This window comes from Nodosilinea sp. FACHB-131 (assembly GCF_014695395.1).
Taxonomy (GTDB): domain Bacteria; phylum Cyanobacteriota; class Cyanobacteriia; order Phormidesmidales; family Phormidesmidaceae; genus Nodosilinea.
The window spans coordinates 115,172-132,285 of the sequence record NZ_JACJOF010000004.1 but is presented as its reverse complement, the minus strand read 5'-3'; the positions used below and the strand labels follow the sequence as shown (position 1 = coordinate 132,285).

The following is a 17,114-nucleotide window of genomic DNA, read 5'->3' as shown; positions in this document are numbered from 1 at the left end:
AAAATACTCAGTACACAATATGAAGTTCTCACTAAGATAGAAGCCTGAGGTGCACACCCCTAGGCTTACCCGTCGGCCCCCGGCATACTTGGAGAACAGTTAGAAACACAACAGGCGATCGCCATAGTCGTCCTAGCGACTTTACAACCGTGATCGCTTGGCTACAATAGCTGGGTATTTTAGTAGGTAAACGTTGGTCACTTCCGTAGAAGTGCCCTCGACGTTAACTGGCTATTACCAAAGGCCAATGGAGCACCCCCGTTTTCATCCTAGGCGTAGCGGCCCTAACTAGGCACTTGATCGCGCTTTAGGCTCATCATATTTGCTGCTGCTGTAAGGTTTGGCCTCCAACCAAAGCCTTACTCCACGCACGTTATCGGTTTTATTGTTCGGCATATCGGTCTTAGAAACATGAGTCGTCATCTACTGCGAAAGGCTTTGCGGCTTCCTCAGGCAGCAATTAAGCGATTAGTTACTGGGCTGCTACAACTTGTGCTTTTGGCTAACCGACCGGCCCGTTTGGCCCGGTCAGGTTTTGTGCTGCCTACCACGGTGTTGTTAGTGCTTATGGTGGTGCTCACTGCCACCGCTCTTACCTATCGCTCCTTTACCCGCAGCGATATGGCCATCTCCCAGCGCGAGCAGCAGGTCATTTCCAACGCCGCGACGCCGGCGGTCGACCGGGCCAAGGCCAAAATTGAGTTTTTGTTTCAGACCGATAACCGGTTTCCCAGCGGGGTGCCTGCCAGCGACATTCTGGCCGACCTCATGCTGATCACCAACACCTATGCGGGCTATACAGGCCGCGTTACCCGCCTGCCGGGTGCCAACGACCCCTATACTCTTCCTGACGAAACCCGGGTTGACATCAATGACGATGGTGAGCTAGACAACGCCTGGTCATTCAATATCGATCTCAATGGCGATGGCACGGTTGCCGCCAACGAACTAGTTGTCTACTCAATTCTGGTCGACGACCAAGGACCAAAAGCCGCTACCACTACTCGCATTGATGGCCCCGTAAACCAGGCCAAAGCCAATGCCCTAGTAACCCGCACTGGACCTCTAGCCACTACCGAAGCTAGCGCGGCCTGTGCCGGTGCGCTAGCAGAAGGCGGTTGGCAGGTGGTACAGCAGGGCAACAACTCAACCCTTCAAAAGAACTTCCAGGTCAATGCTTTTGTCGCCAACCTCAACGATGCTAACCGCACATTTGAAACCCTAGAGTTTCAGCAGTCGCGTACTGCCGCTCGGGCCAATAAGTGGGGTGCCTGGTTCCGCTACGACCTAGATGTCTCTCCTGGTCCAGAATTTAACTGGAACGGGGCCATGCACACCGATGGCAACTTCTTTACCTTTGCCGGCAGCGGCACTGGCGCGGGGGAAGGCTATAGATCGCACATGGTCAGCTCCCACAACTCCTGCCTCTACAGCAAGGAAGCCTCTGAAATTTCGCTCTCCGAAGTCGACCTCAACGGCGACGATAGAGCCGTTCCAGGCACAGTAGTCAATGGTCAACAGGAGTTCCAGGGGCAGGCCGTTAGGGGCACCATGCGGTTTGACAACACTACCAGTGGCAGCCCTTCCATTATTCACGTTTGGAATGGCGCTGGTGTGCCAGCTAAAATCAACCTTACCCTCAATAACACCAACGACTCCGTAAGAACTAGCGGTTCAGACAACAACGTGCGTCCTTCGGATGTTGCAATGAACCCCCTAGCACTGTTTACCCGTGATGTTACTGAGCACATTAATCCCGGAGTTTGGCAGCGCGATCCTAACTGGGACGGCAATAATGCGGATGGCTTTAAAACTCGTGAACGCATCATCAACGACAAGGTAGTTCGCCCCTTTGTAGACGATTTCTACCGAGCTGACAACCGCTGGGGGCCAAAACCTCGCTACGACAGCCGTGACACCACCCTAGATGTCACTAATAACGCAGCTACCATTGGCGATCGCATTAATGGCCTAGGTCGGCTCACCGACGCAGATAATGGTTTAGACGGGTATTGGGAGCGCCAGGCCATTAAAACCGGTATGCGCCTAATTGTGGGCCAGCGCCTGGAGCTAGGCAATGCCAACGGGTGGAACTCTAGCCCCGTTAGTGCAGCCCTAAACGCTAACAACGGGGCCGACCCTCTCTACCCCGCCAAGGTGACACCCACTACCGCTACTCGATACGGTCGCAGCCACGAGCAGTTACAGCGCAAAGCCCTGCGCGATAACCTGACAGCCGTGCAGGGTATGACCGTGTACCACTACCAAATTAACAGCGGCACCTTCCCCGCCGCCTGCATGGCTACGACGGCCCACCCTGGTACGGCTCAAACTATTCTCAACAGCCGCACCTTCAATAACTACCCAGTTTCCACTACCCGGCTGCGGGCCGACTTCTTAAACGGCACCGGCACCAACGGCTGGGAGTTTGCGCTCAACCCGGCCTTTGATACAGAGAGTGAATTTGCCACGCAGATCGCCTCCGGTCAGCCCTTGGGCAACGCCCTCAGAAACTTGGCCTACTTTGCGGGCGACCCCAAAGGTGGTGCTCCTTCGTTTAAGCCCGTGCAAGATGCCGATGTGCATCCAGCCCCTTACTTCAACATGTGGGGCGACTTTTCCCCCCTGCGGCGAGTCTTTGTCGAATATCTTGATGCAGGTACAACCTACGCCAACCTCAGCCCTGCTGACAAAGCCACTCTGCACAGTGCCGCCTGCACCATTAGCCTGCTGGCCTACAACATCCAAAGCGATTATTTAGAGGCCCGTGCTTTAGTCAGCAACCCCATTGGCAATGTCAACTTTCAGAACATTGCTACTCAAATGCGAAACGCGCTGTTTCGGATTAACAACTATGTGGGCCGCACCGGTGCTGATGACCCGACGATTAGAGGCATCAGTTCGTCGGCACTGTTTGCTCTAATGGGCAAAAGCAGAGATTGGACAGACACCAACGTCAATAACGCTACCTGCGAACCTGGCTTCACAGATTCTCCCGGTTATCAAAAAGCGTGCGACTTTGGCGAGTATTTTGCCGAGTACACCCGTCAAGACTGGATCACAATCCTTGGGAGCCAAGCCACTAACGCGACAGCAGCCGAGGTAGATGCCATTCTCAACTTCACTCAACAAATTGATTATCTGACTAGCACCATTCGCGATCGTGAACTGGGCTTCAGGCAGGGGCTACCTATCACTAGCCTAGGTTCTGGTGGGACTGATACCGTGACTTGGGATCCAGCAACCGGATATACAGAGCCACTGTCTCTGACCTCTATGAGTGCCAACTTCAAGCTGCAGTGCAACCCTAACTTCTTTAAAGGTACCGTTGCTTCCGGTACTGGTGGTAAAGATGATCTTGGCATTCTTGGCTACATTGCTTGTAGCAAGTCGACAGTTATGGGCGTCCGCCACCCGTCGCTGTACTACCTGTTTCCACTAGCCGACCACGATCTCGATGGCGATGGCCGCACCCAGCAGCCCGATGGCACCGTTTTCACCACTAACCCTCAGCCCGCTGAAGAGTACATTACTAACCCCTACGTTCGTGCAGTCAACCCCCCTGGCTCTGCCACGATTCTCTTCCGCCGGGTAGGCAACGGTACAGACCCTGTGCTTGATACCGACAACCTTGCAGCTATACCCAGGCCAACACCAACAACACTCACAAGCTGGACTGTGCCTGCGACTACAGCTACTGGGGCACCCACAGTCGCCAACATCAGCGATCAGGCTCAGGCCTTCAAAATCCTTGGCCCTGGCGGTGCCATCATTCGAGTTCCCTTCTTAGACAAAGGCGTCTACAACGGCCGCGAGCAGCTCAATACTCGAGTGCTAGATATGGATATTGAGGCGCTAACCACTCGTAGGGCCATTGCCGGAGGCGACTTCTGGCTATCGTCCAACCCCGACAACCGAGGCGAGGGTGTCGTCTTTGCCTTCAGAGAAGATGCCGTGCGGGAAGACGAAATTACTCGACCTAAAAACACGTCGGCAACCGTCACTGCGGCCTACTGCGAAACCCTCAATGGCTCTGCCCCCAAGCGATTCAACATCGAAACAGAGGAAAGTTGCCGCATGCGGGTTGAGCCCAGTACCCCTGTCTTCCAAGACCCTCCTCTAACGGCTGAGTTGATTAGTCTCAAACCTGTAGACTTTTTCGCCGACCCACAGCGCAGAGCCCATGGCTTTAGACTGCGAACCTTTAGCGGCAACCCAGCCGACTTTAGCGGCACTGGCTTTTCCCGCCAGGTAGGCATGACCCTTGTTACCGACAACAGCGTCTACATTCAGGGAGACTTCAACCCCCACAGCACCACTGGTGCAATTGCCAACATCATCGAAGAGTTTACGCAGACTCTCTATAATCAAACCCCTGCTGCAGCCTTCGGTCTTCCCTTTTACAACGCCCGCACAGGTCTCAACACCAATACCTTTGCTACGCTCTCAGCAGACCACTGGCGACCAGTAGAAATTTTGGCCGATGCCATTACCATTCTCTCTGGCACTTTTAGGGACGGTGCTGTGGAAGATGGCTTTGTGAAGGTTAGACCGGCAAGCACTGGCGGCGCTGACTCGTCATACATGAATCAAAACCGTCCTACGCTGTCTGCTGCTGAGACCAACTGGGTGCGTGAGAGTACGGCTACAGGCGCGCCAGTGTGGGTTGACCGCAATGGCACCTACTATCGAAATAACGCTGGCACCCCTGCGATTCAGCCGTACTATAGCGTCTACAACAGCGACAGCACATGGACGGATTTCAGCCGTACCGATGATGACAGACATCGCAACCTCCAAAGGGCTACCACGACGTTCGTCAATGGCACCTTTGTCAGCGGGCTGGTGCCCCAGCGGTACCAGCAGGGTTACGGCGGTCTTCATAACTTTGTCCGCTTTCTAGAAGACTGGAACAACGATGTGGATCTACACATTGCTGGCTCGCTGATTCAGCTCAACTTCTCGACCAATGCCACGGGTCCCTTTGAGCATGATGCTTGGCATCCAACCCAAGACCCCGAAGCCGCTGAAAGGCTGGGTTATTACAAGCCGCCCAGTCGTCGTTGGGGCTACGATGTGGCTCTGCTCTATGTGCCTCCGGCCCCTGCAGCCCGACGCTTTGTGAGCATTGGCACCCCCCGCAGCGAGTACTACCGCGAGCTGCCATCCGATGACCCATACATCGTTAACCTGCGCTGTGCAGAAAATGCTGCTGGTACAAGGCTGATGCCTAATTTCTGTACAAAAGCCTAACTAACAACTGCATCCGCACTGTGACACCAGGAGCCGCACATCGTGATTACCAATCGACTCAAACGCCATCTTCACTGGGCTGGGGGGCGCTCCCCAGCCCAAGGGCAACAGGGCCTCACCCTGATTGAATGTCTAGTCGCCATTATTGTTGTGGGTCTCGTTAGCAGCGCCATTGCTCCTGCCCTGGTTATTTCGGTAGCCACTCGGGTACAGAGCCAAAAGGCAGAGCAGGCCCTAGAGCTAGCCCAGTCTGAAATCGATCGGGTGCGACTACTCGTCGAGCGCGCTGAGGCCAATACCGGCAACCTGCCGCCCTCTACTACCATCACTGGCACTAACCCAGATAGCAGAGTTGCCGAGGTGCCAGGGCCAACATACGGTGCCCCTGTGGCCGCCCCCACTACGGCTTTTCAGACCCGTGCAGCTAGCCTCAATGGCAACCAGTTTGCAGTGCAGACCTACCGTACCCCAGGCCGATTTGTCGGCAGTGTGCCCGTTACCTTTGGCATGGGCGTGCGCGTGTACGACTACGAAGCTGTGCTGTCAGGCAGCGGCAACTTATCTAAAGACCCCGCTGCTCTACGCATGGTTGATGGTGCAGGGCAGCGGGGACGACGCCCTCTGGTTGCTCTTTATACCAATGTCACAGTAGGGGATGGCCGTACTTCCCTATGTCAATACATTCAGCATCTCGATACTGCGGCTTCGGTACCTACCGGCTGCAACTAACTGTGCGATCTACAATCATCTCTTGAGGGTGACACCCTATGGCTAATAAAGCCGATATGAATTTAATGCTGGCTTGGCTGCTGCGAGCGAAACAAACTAGTCGGCGGGGCTTTACCCTAATTGAGCTGCTGGTTGCGATCGTGGTTGGGTCGCTCATCGTTGGCACCATGCTGTATTTGGTGGTTGAGATGCTGAGAATCAACCGCCGCGAAGAGATACTGACCCAAACGCAGCAGGACATGCGCCGCGCGATCGATTACATCACTCGCGATGCTGGTGAGGCAGTCTTCATTTACTCAAGCCCTGCTGCGGTACTTGGCCAGCTTAATGACTTTCCACGCACTGGCGAAGTGCCAGTGCTGGCCTTTTGGCGGTTAGACCCGCTAGATCCAACTAATGCTGGCGTTCGAACCTTTTTTAACAGCACATGTTCCTCAGCTTTTTCAGGAACCAAACTTAACGAGTGCAATACTCTGCGACTTCGTCAGGGCTACTATACCCTTGTGATCTATGCCCAACAGCAAAATACTGGCAACGACATTTGGGGTGGCAAGTCTAGAATTGTGCGCTACGAGCTGCCCAAATACACGGCAACTGGGTTGGCCAACCTAACTATCACGCCGGGCTATGCAGAACCGACAGGTAGCACCAATACCTTTGCAAATTGGACCAAAGGAACAGGAGCTACCCCTCGTAACCTGTCAGTGCTGACCGACTTTGTAGATAATACTAATCCAAACGAAGCGACCACTGGCCTTTGCCCAACAGGCTATTTACAGACTCCGGCCAATGCCAATAATTTCTATGCTTGTGTACTGGAAGGTACTACACGGGTTGACAATAACGACAGTAGCCTAACTGTTGGCAGTAACCAAACACTGATTGTATTTTTGCGAGGCAATACCGCCACCGAAAGTTCGGCTCTTGGGTCATTTTCGCAGGCCGGGCGCTTGCCCACATTAAAGTCTGAAGTGCTAATTCGGGGTGTTATCGATAAGCAACCTGGGTTGTAGTTGGTAAGGTGCAGTTCAAGGTTAGTTTGAGTTGAGTTGTTGTACTTTGGTAGCTGCTATGAAACGCCTGCGCACACTAGCCAAACAGTCTGAAGTGGGGTTTACCCTGATTGAGTTGCTGGTGGTTATTGTTATTGCTGGGGTGCTAGCTGGTATCGCGGCACCGAGCTGGTTTGCCTTTTCAAACCGCCAAAGGGCGATCGCTGTACGCAGCGATGTTATTCAGGCGGTTAAAACTGCTCAGCAAGACGCTATACAGTTGCGGCAAGCCAGACAGATACAGGTTGTGACTACTGCGCCTAATCCCACCCTTAGAATTGGCTCGTTAGACTTCAGTACCGGTACCGCAGTATTTAACGGCAGGGAACAGGTACTTGGGGGAGAAGCCAACAAAACAGGGCAAATTACGCTGACGGCATATAGGGTGCTGCCAAACGGCACTAAAGACAGTACGGTCAACAGTATTGCCTTTAACCACCAGGGATTACCTACTGATAGAAATAGTCTACCCTTTGTCATTAATATTAGCGGTGGACCAGGCACGATTCAGCAGTGCGTAATTGTGGCTAACTTGTTGGGTAGTCTCAAAACTGCTAACAACACTGAATGTGATAACCCCAGAGTCGGTCTCAACTAAGCAAATACCACATGGTTAAGAGCTGCAGCTAGGCTATCCGATGCCCAATTGTCTACTCCCGCCTGGCCCCATTTCGTGATAAAAACAATGGGCACGTTTTGCTAAGTGAGGTATCCCATGGTTGCATCTTCCCCATCCCTTGAGGGCCAGGTTGCTATCGTCACAGGGGCTTCGCGGGGCATTGGTCGGGCCGTGGCGATCGCCCTAGGGGCATCAGGAGCTCAGGTTGTTGTTAATTACGCTCGTTCTAGCGCGGCTGCCGATGAGGTAGTAGCTGAAATTACGCAGGCAGGCGGTAGTGCTGTAGCTGTCCAGGCTGATGTCTCCCAAACAGATCAGGTAGACGCGCTGATAAGCGGCACCCTAGAGAAATTTGGCCGCGTCAATATCTTGGTCAACAACGCTGGCATTACCCGCGACACCCTGCTGCTGCGCATGAAGCTTGAAGACTGGCAGGCCGTCATTGACCTCAACCTGACTGGGGTGTTTTTGTGCACTCGAGCTGTGGCCAAGATTATGCTGAAGCAGCGATCGGGGCGAATCGTCAACATTGCTTCAGTGGCGGGTCAGATGGGCAACCCAGGTCAGGCCAACTATAGCGCAGCCAAGGCTGGCGTGATTGGGTTTACTAAGACCGTGGCTAAAGAACTGGCTAGTCGGGGCATAACCGTTAATGCCGTGGCTCCAGGCTTTATTGAAACCGATATGACCGGCGATCTAGCCAACACAGACGACATTCGCAAATTCATTCCCCTAGGACGGTTTGGCCAGCCCGAAGATATTGCAGGCATGGTGCGGTTTTTAGCAGCAGACCCAGCGGCATCATACATTACCGGCCAGGTGTTCAACGTAGATGGCGGCATGGTGATGGCCTAGGCGCGATTTACCATCCGCAATAGCCATAGGGTGGCAGACAGCGATACGAAGTGGGCCAGCAGCGTGTTGGTGTTGGCCTGCACTACAAAAATATCGAAGGCCTCAACGTACTGATTGATGTTGCCTGGTACAAACACGGTGCCGCCTTGGGGCTGAGCCAGCGCCTTGCCCAACAGTGAGCCGATCAGCGCCTGGCTACCAAACAGGGTAATTAACATACCGACCATGCTAACGATGGTGCCTAGCCGCAAAGCCTGAAGAGCATCTTTCGGGCTGGGGCGCTTGGCAATGTCGCGGCTGCGTAGCCGCCGCCCTAGCTGAGTGTAGCGAAAGGCCCAAAAGGCACTGAGGTAGACGGCTACCAACCCTAGGGCAGCAAACAGCAGCCCTACACCAGTGCCGGGATTTGCCGTCCCTCCCGATCGCGCCCCCAAGTTAACCAGAGCAAACATCAGCACCAGGCTGGAGATTGCCGCTAGCACGATCTGTACCCAAAAGCTGATCCAGCCCACTACCCGAAAGGAGCCTGAAATCCGCCGCACGGCGGGGGGTAAGGTGTAGTCAAAGTCTGTAGTCATATCTGTGATTCTAGCCTGTGATTTTAGCCTGGGGGCAAGGTCTTCTGAATGATACATTTGGGGAAAGGCTTGGGGGCATGGATATGGTGGAAGCGATTGACCAGGCAAAGACTTGGGTGCAGGAGTTGTGCGATCGCTGGGGGCCCCGCGTAGACTACCTAGCCATTCGTCTGGAACAGTCGGAGGGTACCGACATTTTTTTGCGGGGTGGGCAGGCAGAAACCCTCAGTGAGGCGATCGCGATCGGAGGACATGTTAGAGCTTGCTACCGAGGTGGCTGGGGCTTTGCTAGCTTTAATGACCTGGAGAGCTTGGCCCCTTGCGTAGAAGCCGCCGTCGCTGCCGCCCGCCTAGTCGGCCATGACGAAACCTTACTGGCACCCGTAGACCCCATACAAATCACTCGCCAATTGCCCCTTACCGGCACCAACCCACGCCAAATCTCCCTGGCCCGCAAAAAGGCTCTGTGCAACCACTATGCTGACCTACTCCAAGGTATAGACCACCGAATTGCCACCACGTCGGTACGCTACAACGATGTGGCCCAACGGGTGCTCCTGGCCACCTCTGAAGGCACTTTGATCGATCAAGCCTGGTCCGACATGGAAATGCGCTTTGCCGCAACTGCCCGCGACGGCGACACCGTACAGACCGGGCGCGAAACCACTGGCTCGCGCAAGGCTTACGAAGATTTAGAGAATCTGGATGATCAGGTCATGGGAGCGGCCCAACGGGCGGTTGCAGCTCTAGATCTGCCTTCTGTGCGAGGGGCCGCTTATGATGTCGTAATCGACCCAATCTTGACTGGACTGTTTGTCCATGAGGCCTTTGGTCACCTATCGGAGGCCGACATGGCCTACGAAAATCCTGACCTGCTGGAGTCGATGAGTTTGGGTCGACGGTTTGGTCCCGACAGTCTACAAATTTTTGATGGCGCCGCTCCCCAAGGCCACCGGGGCAGCTACTTCTATGATGACGAGGGCACCCCCGCCACCACCACTCAGCTCATTGAGAATGGTGTTTTGGTGGGGCGGCTGCACTCCCGTGAAACGGCGGGCAAGCTGGGCGAGCAGCCCACGGGCAATGCCCGCTGCCTCAACTATCACTACTCGCCCCTGGTGCGCATGACCAACACCTGGATTGAGCGCGGCACCACCCCGGTTGATGACCTGTTTGCCGATATCAAAGAAGGCGTCTATGCCCGCAACTGGCTAGAGGGCATGACCAATGGCGAAATGTTTACCTTTACTGCCGGGGAAGCCTGGATGATTCGCAACGGTAAGCTGGCGGAGCCCGTGCGCGATGTTACCCTATCGGGCAATGTGTTTCGCACCCTGGCCGATATTGAAGCGATCGGCGATGACTTCTATTGGGATGAGTCGGGAGGCTGCGGCAAGGGCGGGCAGAATGGGCTGCCAGTAGGCTGTGGAGGCCCTAGCCTACGCATTCGCAATGTGGTGGTTGGGGGCGAGGCCGAAGCCGAGTATGAGTGACAGTTCGGTAAATCAGGGGCGCATTTTACGCAACCTTATGCGCCTGATGGATGTTACCTGTGGCCGCAGCCTCTATGAGGTGCTGCCCCGCGGGGTGCAGGTGTGGTTGCCGGAGCAAGGCAAGGGGGTTTACCCGGATCTGCTGGTGGTGGCTGGCGAACCTCTGCTCCACGATGGCCAGGACGATAAATTGCTCAACCCCTGCGTCATCTTTGAAATCCTATCGGGTCCGACCCCGAGCTATAACCCAGAAGCCTCCACGTTGCCCGATAGCAGCGGCATGTTTCGCCGCTGCCGAGCGATCCCTTACCTGCAAACCTATCTATTTGTGCACCAGACCGAGGCCCGAGTGGAGCAGTTTTACCGGGCAGAGGAGAACTTGTGGGGCATGACGACTCAGAGCGGGCTCGACTCAGTGGTAGAGCTGGCGATTACCGATGCTCGCCTGCCGATGATGGATATCTATGAGCGGGTAGATTTCAGCCTGCTGGTTTAAGGAGATAGCCGGGCGATCGCCCACCCATCATCCTTTCGGCTATACAAAAATCGATCGTGAAGGCGGCTGGGTCGCCCCTGCCAAAACTCAAAGCTGGTGGGCTTGACCCGATATCCCCCCCAAAAGTCGGGCAGGGGTACGTCCTGATTGAGAAATTTTTCCTTCATTTTCTCAAACTGCATCTCTAGCAGCTGTCGTGAGGCAATCACACTGCTCTGCTGCGACACCCAAGCTCCTAACTGGCTGCCGCGGGGACGCGACGAAAAGTAGCGCAGCGACTCTGCTGCCGAAATTTTGCTGGCGGGGCCTGCGATCGCCAACTGCCGCTCTAGGGGGTACCACGGGAACAGCATCGAGACCTGAGCGTTCTCAGCTATGTGCTGGGCCTTGCGGCTGCCATAGTTGGTAAAGAAGACAAAGCCGTCGCGATCGAAATACTTGAGCAGTACGGTGCGCTGGTAGGGAGCCCCCTCCGGAGACACCGTAGACAGCACCAGCGCATTAGGCTCTAATAACTCAGCCTCACGGGCCTGCTGAAACCACAGCTCAAATTGGGCAAAGGGATCGGGGTTGAGATCAGCTAGGTCTAGCCCCCGCTGACTGTAGTCACGGCGCAGTTCACCAATATCCATTGCGTATTTCGGCTTAATCTTTCAGGCTTAAGGACTCGGCATTAAACAATCTCATCCAGAGCGTCTTTGACCCGGGCATAGTGGTAAGTAAACCCGGTGGCCTCGGTGCGCTTGGGTAAGACCTGCTGCCCTTCTAGCACCACCTGAGCCCCGTCACCCAATATGGTTTCTAGCACGAAGTCAGGCACCGGCAGCCAAGAAGGGCGATTGAGAACCTTACCCAAGGTTTTGCAAAACTCAGCCATGCGCACTGGGTTGGGGGCGGTAGCGTTGTAAATTCCTTCCATTTGGGGGTCGTTGAGCGCCTGCATGATCAGACTCACCAAATCGTCGCGGTGAATCCACGAAAACCACTGGCGGCCGCTGCCAATCGGCCCACCGGCAAACATGCGAAAGGGAGTGAGCATTTTGGCCACCGCTCCGCCCATACCCAGCACAATGCCAAAGCGCAATATTACCAAGCGGGTACCGTAATCTTTAACCGACTGGGCCGCCCCTTCCCAAGCCTGACAAACCTGGGAGAGAAAATCGTCTTCGATGGGGGTGCTGGTTTCGTCAAAAGTGGCGCTCTCGCTGGTGCCGTAGTAACCAATGGCCGAAGCGTTTACCCAAACCTGGGGTTTGGGCTCAGCCTTAGCTAGAGCTTCTACGAGTTTTTCGGTGCCTACCTTGCGGCTGTCTAGAATCGCCTGCTTGTGCTCATCGCTCCAGCGCTCTGAGATGGGTGCCCCAGCCAGGTTAACTACCCCATCGCAGCCCGAGAGTACGCTTGTTTGCCAATCGCCTGACTCTAACGGGCTATAACCCACCACCTCCACCCTGGGGAAGGCGGCTTGAGGAAATACCCGACGGCCATGATCGATGCTGCGGGTGAGCACCACCACGGTGTGGCCTTCGGCCTGGAGCCGTTCTACCAGGCGGCTGCCAACGAAACCTGTGGCTCCAGTAATTGCAATTTTCATGGGCACCTGATTCTAGGTAAGGATAGGGTTGTCCCGCTAGCTCAGGACGCCAACGGGCGGTCGCTGCCGAAACTTAGGACAGCTAGCAGGCTCACAACCGCCTGCGATTCAGACTTACAGAAACGTCCTTGAAGGTGGTTGCTGCATGACCCTGCTATAGAAGCGGGCTTGGTCTAGGATAAACCATCTGCCTGAGACGATTCACCCTAGGCCATGCTGTTTGCTTCGGCGCAACGCCCCATAAAGCACATCAAAACCTGCCGAAGATCGTTGCGATCGATGACCAGGGTGGATTCTACCGTTTGCGGGCGATCGCCATCGGAGCTACCAAAAATTGATGGATTACTCTCCAGCTCGCTGACGCGGTACCTTTCTGATTCAGAAATTTGAGGGCCTGAGCAAAGTGGCGGCGAAAACGTTGCGATCGCTCTAAGCTGAATTAAATCCAGCAGCCTTGTGCAATGTTTTATAGCCCTGCTCACCTCGGGCTAGCCTATCAATAGCCTCGACCGTACTCCTGCAAGTTCAACTCAACTGTGCAAGCTTGATCGGTCATGGGGGGTCTAGCGGCGGCGATTGATCAAAATAATGTAGTACAGCAGATTGAGAAACGCAGTAAACGCTGTGGCTACGTAGGTTAGAGCGGCGGCACCGAGCACGGCTCTCGCCCCTTTTTGCTCTTCACCCTGAAGAATGCCCAACTCATCAACTAACCGCAGGGCCCGACGCGACGCATCAAACTCCACTGGCAGAGTCACCACGTGAAATAACAGCACCGTTGCAAAGAAGATCACCCCCAGCCAGGCCAGGTTGAGAATGTTGAAAATAAGCCCTGCCATAATCAACATCGGCCCTATGCGAGAGCCAAGGTTAACCACAGGTACGAAGGCAGCCCGTAGGTTCATGAACTTGTAGCCCTCTACGTCTTGGAGCACGTGGCCACACTCGTGAGCCGCCACCGCCGCCGCCGATAAAGAACCCGATCCGTAGATGCCTTCAGAAAGGCGCACGGCCTTGGCTTGGGGGTCGTAGTGATCAGTGAGTTCACCAGCCACAGGCTCAACTTTGACGTCGCGCACACCCTTTTTAACCAAAATGGTTTGGGCCACCTGGGCACCGGTCATTCCCATATTGGATTGCACCTGAGAATACTTGCGATAGGTGCCTTTGACCCTGTTCTGCGCCCAAAAGGTCAGGATGGCTGTGGGGATAGCAACCACCAGGATGTAGATGGGGTCAAAGAACATGAGCTGGCCCAGGGTAGAGGTGACTGACAATTCGCATTTTTGGAATGATAGCAGCCACGCTAAGGGGATTCTCTAAGCTTTAAGGTGCTCCTAAGGATTGGAGGGAGGTGGGGAGTGGGAGGGTAGGGGGTGGATGGGTATCGGGACATTCCTTATGCCTTACACCTTACGCCTCACCCCTTCACTTCCCTTGCTGGTAAGCAGAGTAGAGGGCTTCTAAGAACGTGTCGGTGGTCATTTCGGTAGGCAGAGTTTCTATCACCAGCTGATTTTTGAAACGGCGGGCTAGCTGATCGCTGACGAGAATTTTGGCCTTGGGGCTCATGGCCTGTCGCCGCTGCAAAAACTCACGCACGGTAGCAAAGTCGTCGGGGGAGAGACGGGTGATATCGACTATGGCCAGCAAGTCTTTGCCGATCGCCTGCGATCGCTCGGACACCTGAATTTCGCCGCTGCTCACGGGGTCGGTCTGCACGACCAGGGTACCAGCCAACCAGTCGCCCACCCGCTTCTCAGTCTTGCTCAGCAACACGCAAAAGAAGCCGATGAAGAGAATATCGTCGATAGGGCGCAGCAGCGATCGCAGAGTAGCCTGGGGCAAGCGCTCGGGCTGGCCGTCATCCCGGATGACGCGAATTTTGGCGTAGCGCTTGCCGGGGGTTTGGCCATACCACCAGGTTTCAAACAGCGCAAAGTAGCCGACGTAGAGGGCAAAGGCAAGCACCGCTGCGATCGCAGTGATCCACAGCTGCACGGTCTCGCTCGGAATCGTCAGCAGCGTATCCATCGCCAGCAGTCGCACCAGCAAGAAACTGTAGACAACGGCGAGCCCCGTCAGCCCGGCACCCAAGCAGAGGTAGTCGAGGGTGAGGGCCACCGCCCGACTACCCACTCCCGCCAGCACGAAGTCTAGTTCAACGCTTTCGGGGGTGCGAATGGTGACGGTGTTGAAGAGGGGCATGAGGGGAGAAGGGGGTGGATGGATGAGGGGGTGGGAGGTGAGGAAAGTAAATTCAAAGTTTTGAATTCTCAATTTTGAATTTTGAATTCATCTACTCCCCATCCTCACCCGTTGGGAAGCCGCTGCGCGTTCACATCCCCTCATCAAGACCCAGTTCGTCATCATGGCGCAGGGAGAAATCTAAGCCCTCACGGCGGCTGCGCAAGTCATAGTAGAGGACGCCTTTAACCGCCTGCCATAGGGGTAGCACTACCAGGCTGCCCACCAGACTCAGCACTAGGCTGAGCACAGCGGCAATGCCATAGACTGTGTCATTGGCGGGCACCAGCTCCAGCAAAATGCTGGGGATGTAGTTAGTCACAGCCAAAATGGGCAGCTGAATTAAAAACGTGGCCAGAAACACCACTTGAATGCGCACAATTGAGTCCTTGGTGAGTTCCCAACTGCGACTCATGCTGCCGCCCGCGTCGGATTGAGGCTCGATGGCTAGCACCACCTCAGAGATAAATAGCCGCGAGGCTATCCAAATCAGCGCGATCAGCAAAATCCCTAGGCCGATCAGCATGCCTAAGGAAATGCCTATTACACCGCCGACCGTTTCATTGATCAGCGCCGATAAAATGCCTGCCGTCAAGAATCCGATGCTACCTCCGGCAATCAGCGCCAGCATTGCCCCTGCCATGTAGGCGGCCATGTAAGCCAGCAGCAGCAGGAAACCCAGAAACAAGAACTGCCCTAGGCGAGGAGCCACTGCGCGCCTAGCATCTAAGGCGGTTTCGGGCTGGCTGATCAGCTCTCGAAACGACAGCCTGCCGATAACGCTGGAGAGCGCGTAGTACTTAGCAGAGCCGTAGAGCAAGGGCGCAAACCCCAGCAGTGATCCTACTAGGCCGCCAATCACAGCCCCCGCCTCACCGCCAGCCCCATAGCCGATGCCAGCCAGAATGGCGATCGCCAGACCCATGCCAAAAATTCCACCCACAAGCCACAGGGTGGCCAGCGCTGCCAACTGACAAAATGTTTTAAATCGGTCTTTGCAGAGCCGCAGAGCCGCGCTCACTACGTCACCGGGATTGAGGGGGCCGAGCTGGCTACCCTGCTGTGCGAATGGGGTCATCGGCTCCGTCTCCTAGGAGTTTTACAACGGTGTGCGTTCATTTCGAGGTTAGCCTACACTTCTTTGTAGAATGCCCGTTTTTCTGGCTTAGCTTCATGAATATTCAGCGTTGGATGGCCCGGCGAGAAGCGAGCTGGCGGCAGCTCGAAACCCTGCTCACCCAGGCCGAGAAAAGCGGGCTCAGGTCGCTCTCTGCCGTCGAGGTGCGACAGATGGCCAGCCTCTATCGGTCAGTCTCGGCAGATTTGGCTCGAGCTAAGGGGCATGGTGTGGGTCAGGCCGTCATTAAAGATTTGCAGCGGCTCACCAGTCGCAGCTATAGCCAAATCTATCAAGGCTCTCGCCGCCAAGAGTGGCAGGCTTTTTGGGATTTCTGTCGCTACGGCTTTCCGGCGGTAGTGCAGCGGAGTTGGGCCTACATTGCCGTGGCTACGGGGCTGTTTGCGATCGGTGGATTTGTAGGCTGGTGGTTTGCCTGGCAAGATCCGGCTTTCTTGACATTGGTGCTGGGCCAAGAATTTGTCGAAGAGGTCAAAACTAGCCAGGAATTGTGGACAGTTTCCATTATGGGCATTGAACCCGTTGCCTCGAGCGGCATCATGATCAACAACATTGGGGTTTCCCTGCGGGCGCTGGTGGGGGGCGTCACGATGTTTATGCCTGAGGTGCCGCTGATTACTCCACCGGGGGCGTTTACGGTGTTCTTGCTGGTGTTTAACGGGTTGATGATTGGCTGCGTCGGCGTGCTGGTGGCCCAGGCCAACTTGGCCTACGACCTCTGGGCCTTTGTGTTTCCCCACGGGGCGCTAGAGCTACCAGCTATTTTTATGGCAGGGGGGGGCGGGCTGCTGCTGGCCCGAGGCATTTTGCTGCCTGGCCCCTACCGCCGCATTGATGCGCTGAAGCTGTATGGTCTACAGGCAGCCCAGCTGCTCTACGGCATCATCCCCATGCTGGTGCTTGCGGGGCTAATTGAAGGATTTTTCTCCCCCCAAACCTGGATTCCCAATGAGTTCAAGTACCTTGCAGGAACGGTAATCTTCATTGCCCTTGTGCAGTACTGTCGCACCCAGCGCCCAACAAAGAGTTTAGTTTTGTGAACAGTAACCAACGCTCAATA

The 17,114-nt window shown here is 55.3% G+C and carries 14 protein-coding genes; 8 read left to right on the top strand and 6 right to left on the bottom strand.

Annotated features, from left to right (window positions below; all coding sequences use genetic code 11):
• Positions 1-411: 411 nt before the first annotated feature.
• From hpsA to fabG, 5 genes are all read left to right on the top strand, one after another.
• Positions 412-5,253 carry a hormogonium polysaccharide biosynthesis protein HpsA gene (hpsA, locus tag H6F75_RS01425; protein ID WP_190748510.1) on the top strand — a complete coding sequence of 1,614 codons (4,842 nt, stop codon included), beginning with the start codon at positions 412-414 and terminating at the stop codon, positions 5,251-5,253.
• A gap of 42 nt (positions 5,254-5,295) precedes the next feature.
• Positions 5,296-5,982 carry a prepilin-type N-terminal cleavage/methylation domain-containing protein gene (locus tag H6F75_RS01420; RefSeq protein WP_190748507.1) on the top strand — a complete coding sequence of 229 codons (687 nt, stop codon included), beginning with the start codon at positions 5,296-5,298 and terminating at the stop codon, positions 5,980-5,982.
• Positions 5,983-6,020: 38 nt separating this feature from the next.
• Positions 6,021-6,995, top strand: coding sequence for a prepilin-type N-terminal cleavage/methylation domain-containing protein (locus H6F75_RS01415; protein ID WP_190748506.1), 975 nt, complete (start codon positions 6,021-6,023; stop codon positions 6,993-6,995).
• A gap of 58 nt (positions 6,996-7,053) precedes the next feature.
• Positions 7,054-7,632: a prepilin-type N-terminal cleavage/methylation domain-containing protein gene (locus H6F75_RS01410; RefSeq protein ID WP_190748504.1), complete on the top strand. Its 579-nt coding sequence runs from the start codon at positions 7,054-7,056 to the stop codon at positions 7,630-7,632.
• 117 nt (positions 7,633-7,749) lie between these two features.
• Entirely contained in the window at positions 7,750-8,508 is a 759-nt protein-coding gene (gene fabG / locus H6F75_RS01405) for a 3-oxoacyl-[acyl-carrier-protein] reductase (RefSeq protein WP_190748502.1), read from the top strand.
• Here fabG and H6F75_RS01400 read toward each other — a convergent pair.
• On the bottom strand, positions 8,505-9,086 hold the full coding sequence (locus H6F75_RS01400; protein WP_190514778.1) for a DUF3611 family protein: 582 nt from the start codon (positions 9,084-9,086) through the stop codon (positions 8,505-8,507). The genes fabG and H6F75_RS01400 overlap by 4 nt on opposite strands.
• Positions 9,087-9,169: 83 nt before the next feature.
• Between H6F75_RS01400 and H6F75_RS01395 the strand changes: the two genes are divergently transcribed.
• Complete coding sequence (locus H6F75_RS01395; RefSeq protein ID WP_190748730.1) at positions 9,170-10,579, top strand: TldD/PmbA family protein; 1,410 nt, start codon at positions 9,170-9,172, stop codon at positions 10,577-10,579.
• On the top strand, positions 10,572-11,075 hold the full coding sequence (locus H6F75_RS01390; protein WP_190748500.1) for a Uma2 family endonuclease: 504 nt from the start codon (positions 10,572-10,574) through the stop codon (positions 11,073-11,075). The genes H6F75_RS01395 and H6F75_RS01390 overlap by 8 nt, the downstream gene beginning before the upstream one ends.
• Here H6F75_RS01390 and pdxH read toward each other — a convergent pair.
• The 5 genes from pdxH to H6F75_RS01365 all read right to left on the bottom strand — a co-directional run bounded on the left by pdxH (position 11,072) and on the right by H6F75_RS01365 (position 15,994).
• Positions 11,072-11,707 (bottom strand): pyridoxamine 5'-phosphate oxidase, encoded by a 636-nt coding sequence (pdxH, locus tag H6F75_RS01385; protein ID WP_190748498.1) that lies wholly within the window; start codon positions 11,705-11,707, stop codon positions 11,072-11,074. The two genes, H6F75_RS01390 and pdxH, sit on opposite strands and share 4 nt — an antisense overlap.
• A 41-nt stretch (positions 11,708-11,748) precedes the next feature.
• A complete protein-coding gene (locus H6F75_RS01380) occupies positions 11,749-12,669 on the bottom strand; it encodes a TIGR01777 family oxidoreductase (RefSeq protein WP_190748496.1) in 921 nt (306 codons plus the stop codon).
• Between the two features lie 563 nt (positions 12,670-13,232).
• Positions 13,233-13,916, bottom strand: coding sequence for a zinc metallopeptidase (locus H6F75_RS01375; protein ID WP_190748727.1), 684 nt, complete (start codon positions 13,914-13,916; stop codon positions 13,233-13,235).
• 181 nt (positions 13,917-14,097) lie between these two features.
• Positions 14,098-14,877: an RDD family protein gene (locus H6F75_RS01370; protein ID WP_190748495.1), complete on the bottom strand. Its 780-nt coding sequence runs from the start codon at positions 14,875-14,877 to the stop codon at positions 14,098-14,100.
• A 130-nt stretch (positions 14,878-15,007) separates the two neighbouring features.
• Entirely contained in the window at positions 15,008-15,994 is a 987-nt protein-coding gene (locus tag H6F75_RS01365) for a hypothetical protein (RefSeq protein WP_190748493.1), read from the bottom strand.
• 95 nt (positions 15,995-16,089) lie between these two features.
• Here H6F75_RS01365 and H6F75_RS01360 point away from each other — a divergent pair, with 95 nt between their 5' ends.
• A complete protein-coding gene (locus H6F75_RS01360; protein ID WP_190748491.1) occupies positions 16,090-17,094 on the top strand; it encodes a stage II sporulation protein M in 1,005 nt (334 codons plus the stop codon).
• Positions 17,095-17,114 lie beyond the last annotated feature (20 nt).

What these genes read in the sequence shown, in the direction of transcription:
- H6F75_RS01415 (WP_190748506.1), top strand. Translation starts at nt 6,021, where the DNA reads ATGGCTAATAAAGCCGATATGAATTTAATGCTGGCTTGGCTGCTGCGA.
- H6F75_RS01395 (WP_190748730.1), top strand. Translation starts at nt 9,170, where the DNA reads ATGGTGGAAGCGATTGACCAGGCAAAGACTTGGGTGCAGGAGTTGTGC.
- pdxH (WP_190748498.1), bottom strand. Translation starts at nt 11,707, where the DNA reads ATGGATATTGGTGAACTGCGCCGTGACTACAGTCAGCGGGGGCTAGAC.
- H6F75_RS01370 (WP_190748495.1), bottom strand. Translation starts at nt 14,877, where the DNA reads ATGCCCCTCTTCAACACCGTCACCATTCGCACCCCCGAAAGCGTTGAA.
- H6F75_RS01380 (WP_190748496.1), bottom strand. Translation starts at nt 12,669, where the DNA reads ATGAAAATTGCAATTACTGGAGCCACAGGTTTCGTTGGCAGCCGCCTG.
- H6F75_RS01375 (WP_190748727.1), bottom strand. Translation starts at nt 13,916, where the DNA reads ATGTTCTTTGACCCCATCTACATCCTGGTGGTTGCTATCCCCACAGCC.
- fabG (WP_190748502.1), top strand. Translation starts at nt 7,750, where the DNA reads ATGGTTGCATCTTCCCCATCCCTTGAGGGCCAGGTTGCTATCGTCACA.
- H6F75_RS01400 (WP_190514778.1), bottom strand. Translation starts at nt 9,086, where the DNA reads ATGACTACAGACTTTGACTACACCTTACCCCCCGCCGTGCGGCGGATT.
- H6F75_RS01390 (WP_190748500.1), top strand. Translation starts at nt 10,572, where the DNA reads ATGAGTGACAGTTCGGTAAATCAGGGGCGCATTTTACGCAACCTTATG.
- H6F75_RS01360 (WP_190748491.1), top strand. Translation starts at nt 16,090, where the DNA reads ATGAATATTCAGCGTTGGATGGCCCGGCGAGAAGCGAGCTGGCGGCAG.
- H6F75_RS01410 (WP_190748504.1), top strand. Translation starts at nt 7,054, where the DNA reads ATGAAACGCCTGCGCACACTAGCCAAACAGTCTGAAGTGGGGTTTACC.
- H6F75_RS01365 (WP_190748493.1), bottom strand. Translation starts at nt 15,994, where the DNA reads ATGACCCCATTCGCACAGCAGGGTAGCCAGCTCGGCCCCCTCAATCCC.
- hpsA (WP_190748510.1), top strand. Translation starts at nt 412, where the DNA reads ATGAGTCGTCATCTACTGCGAAAGGCTTTGCGGCTTCCTCAGGCAGCA.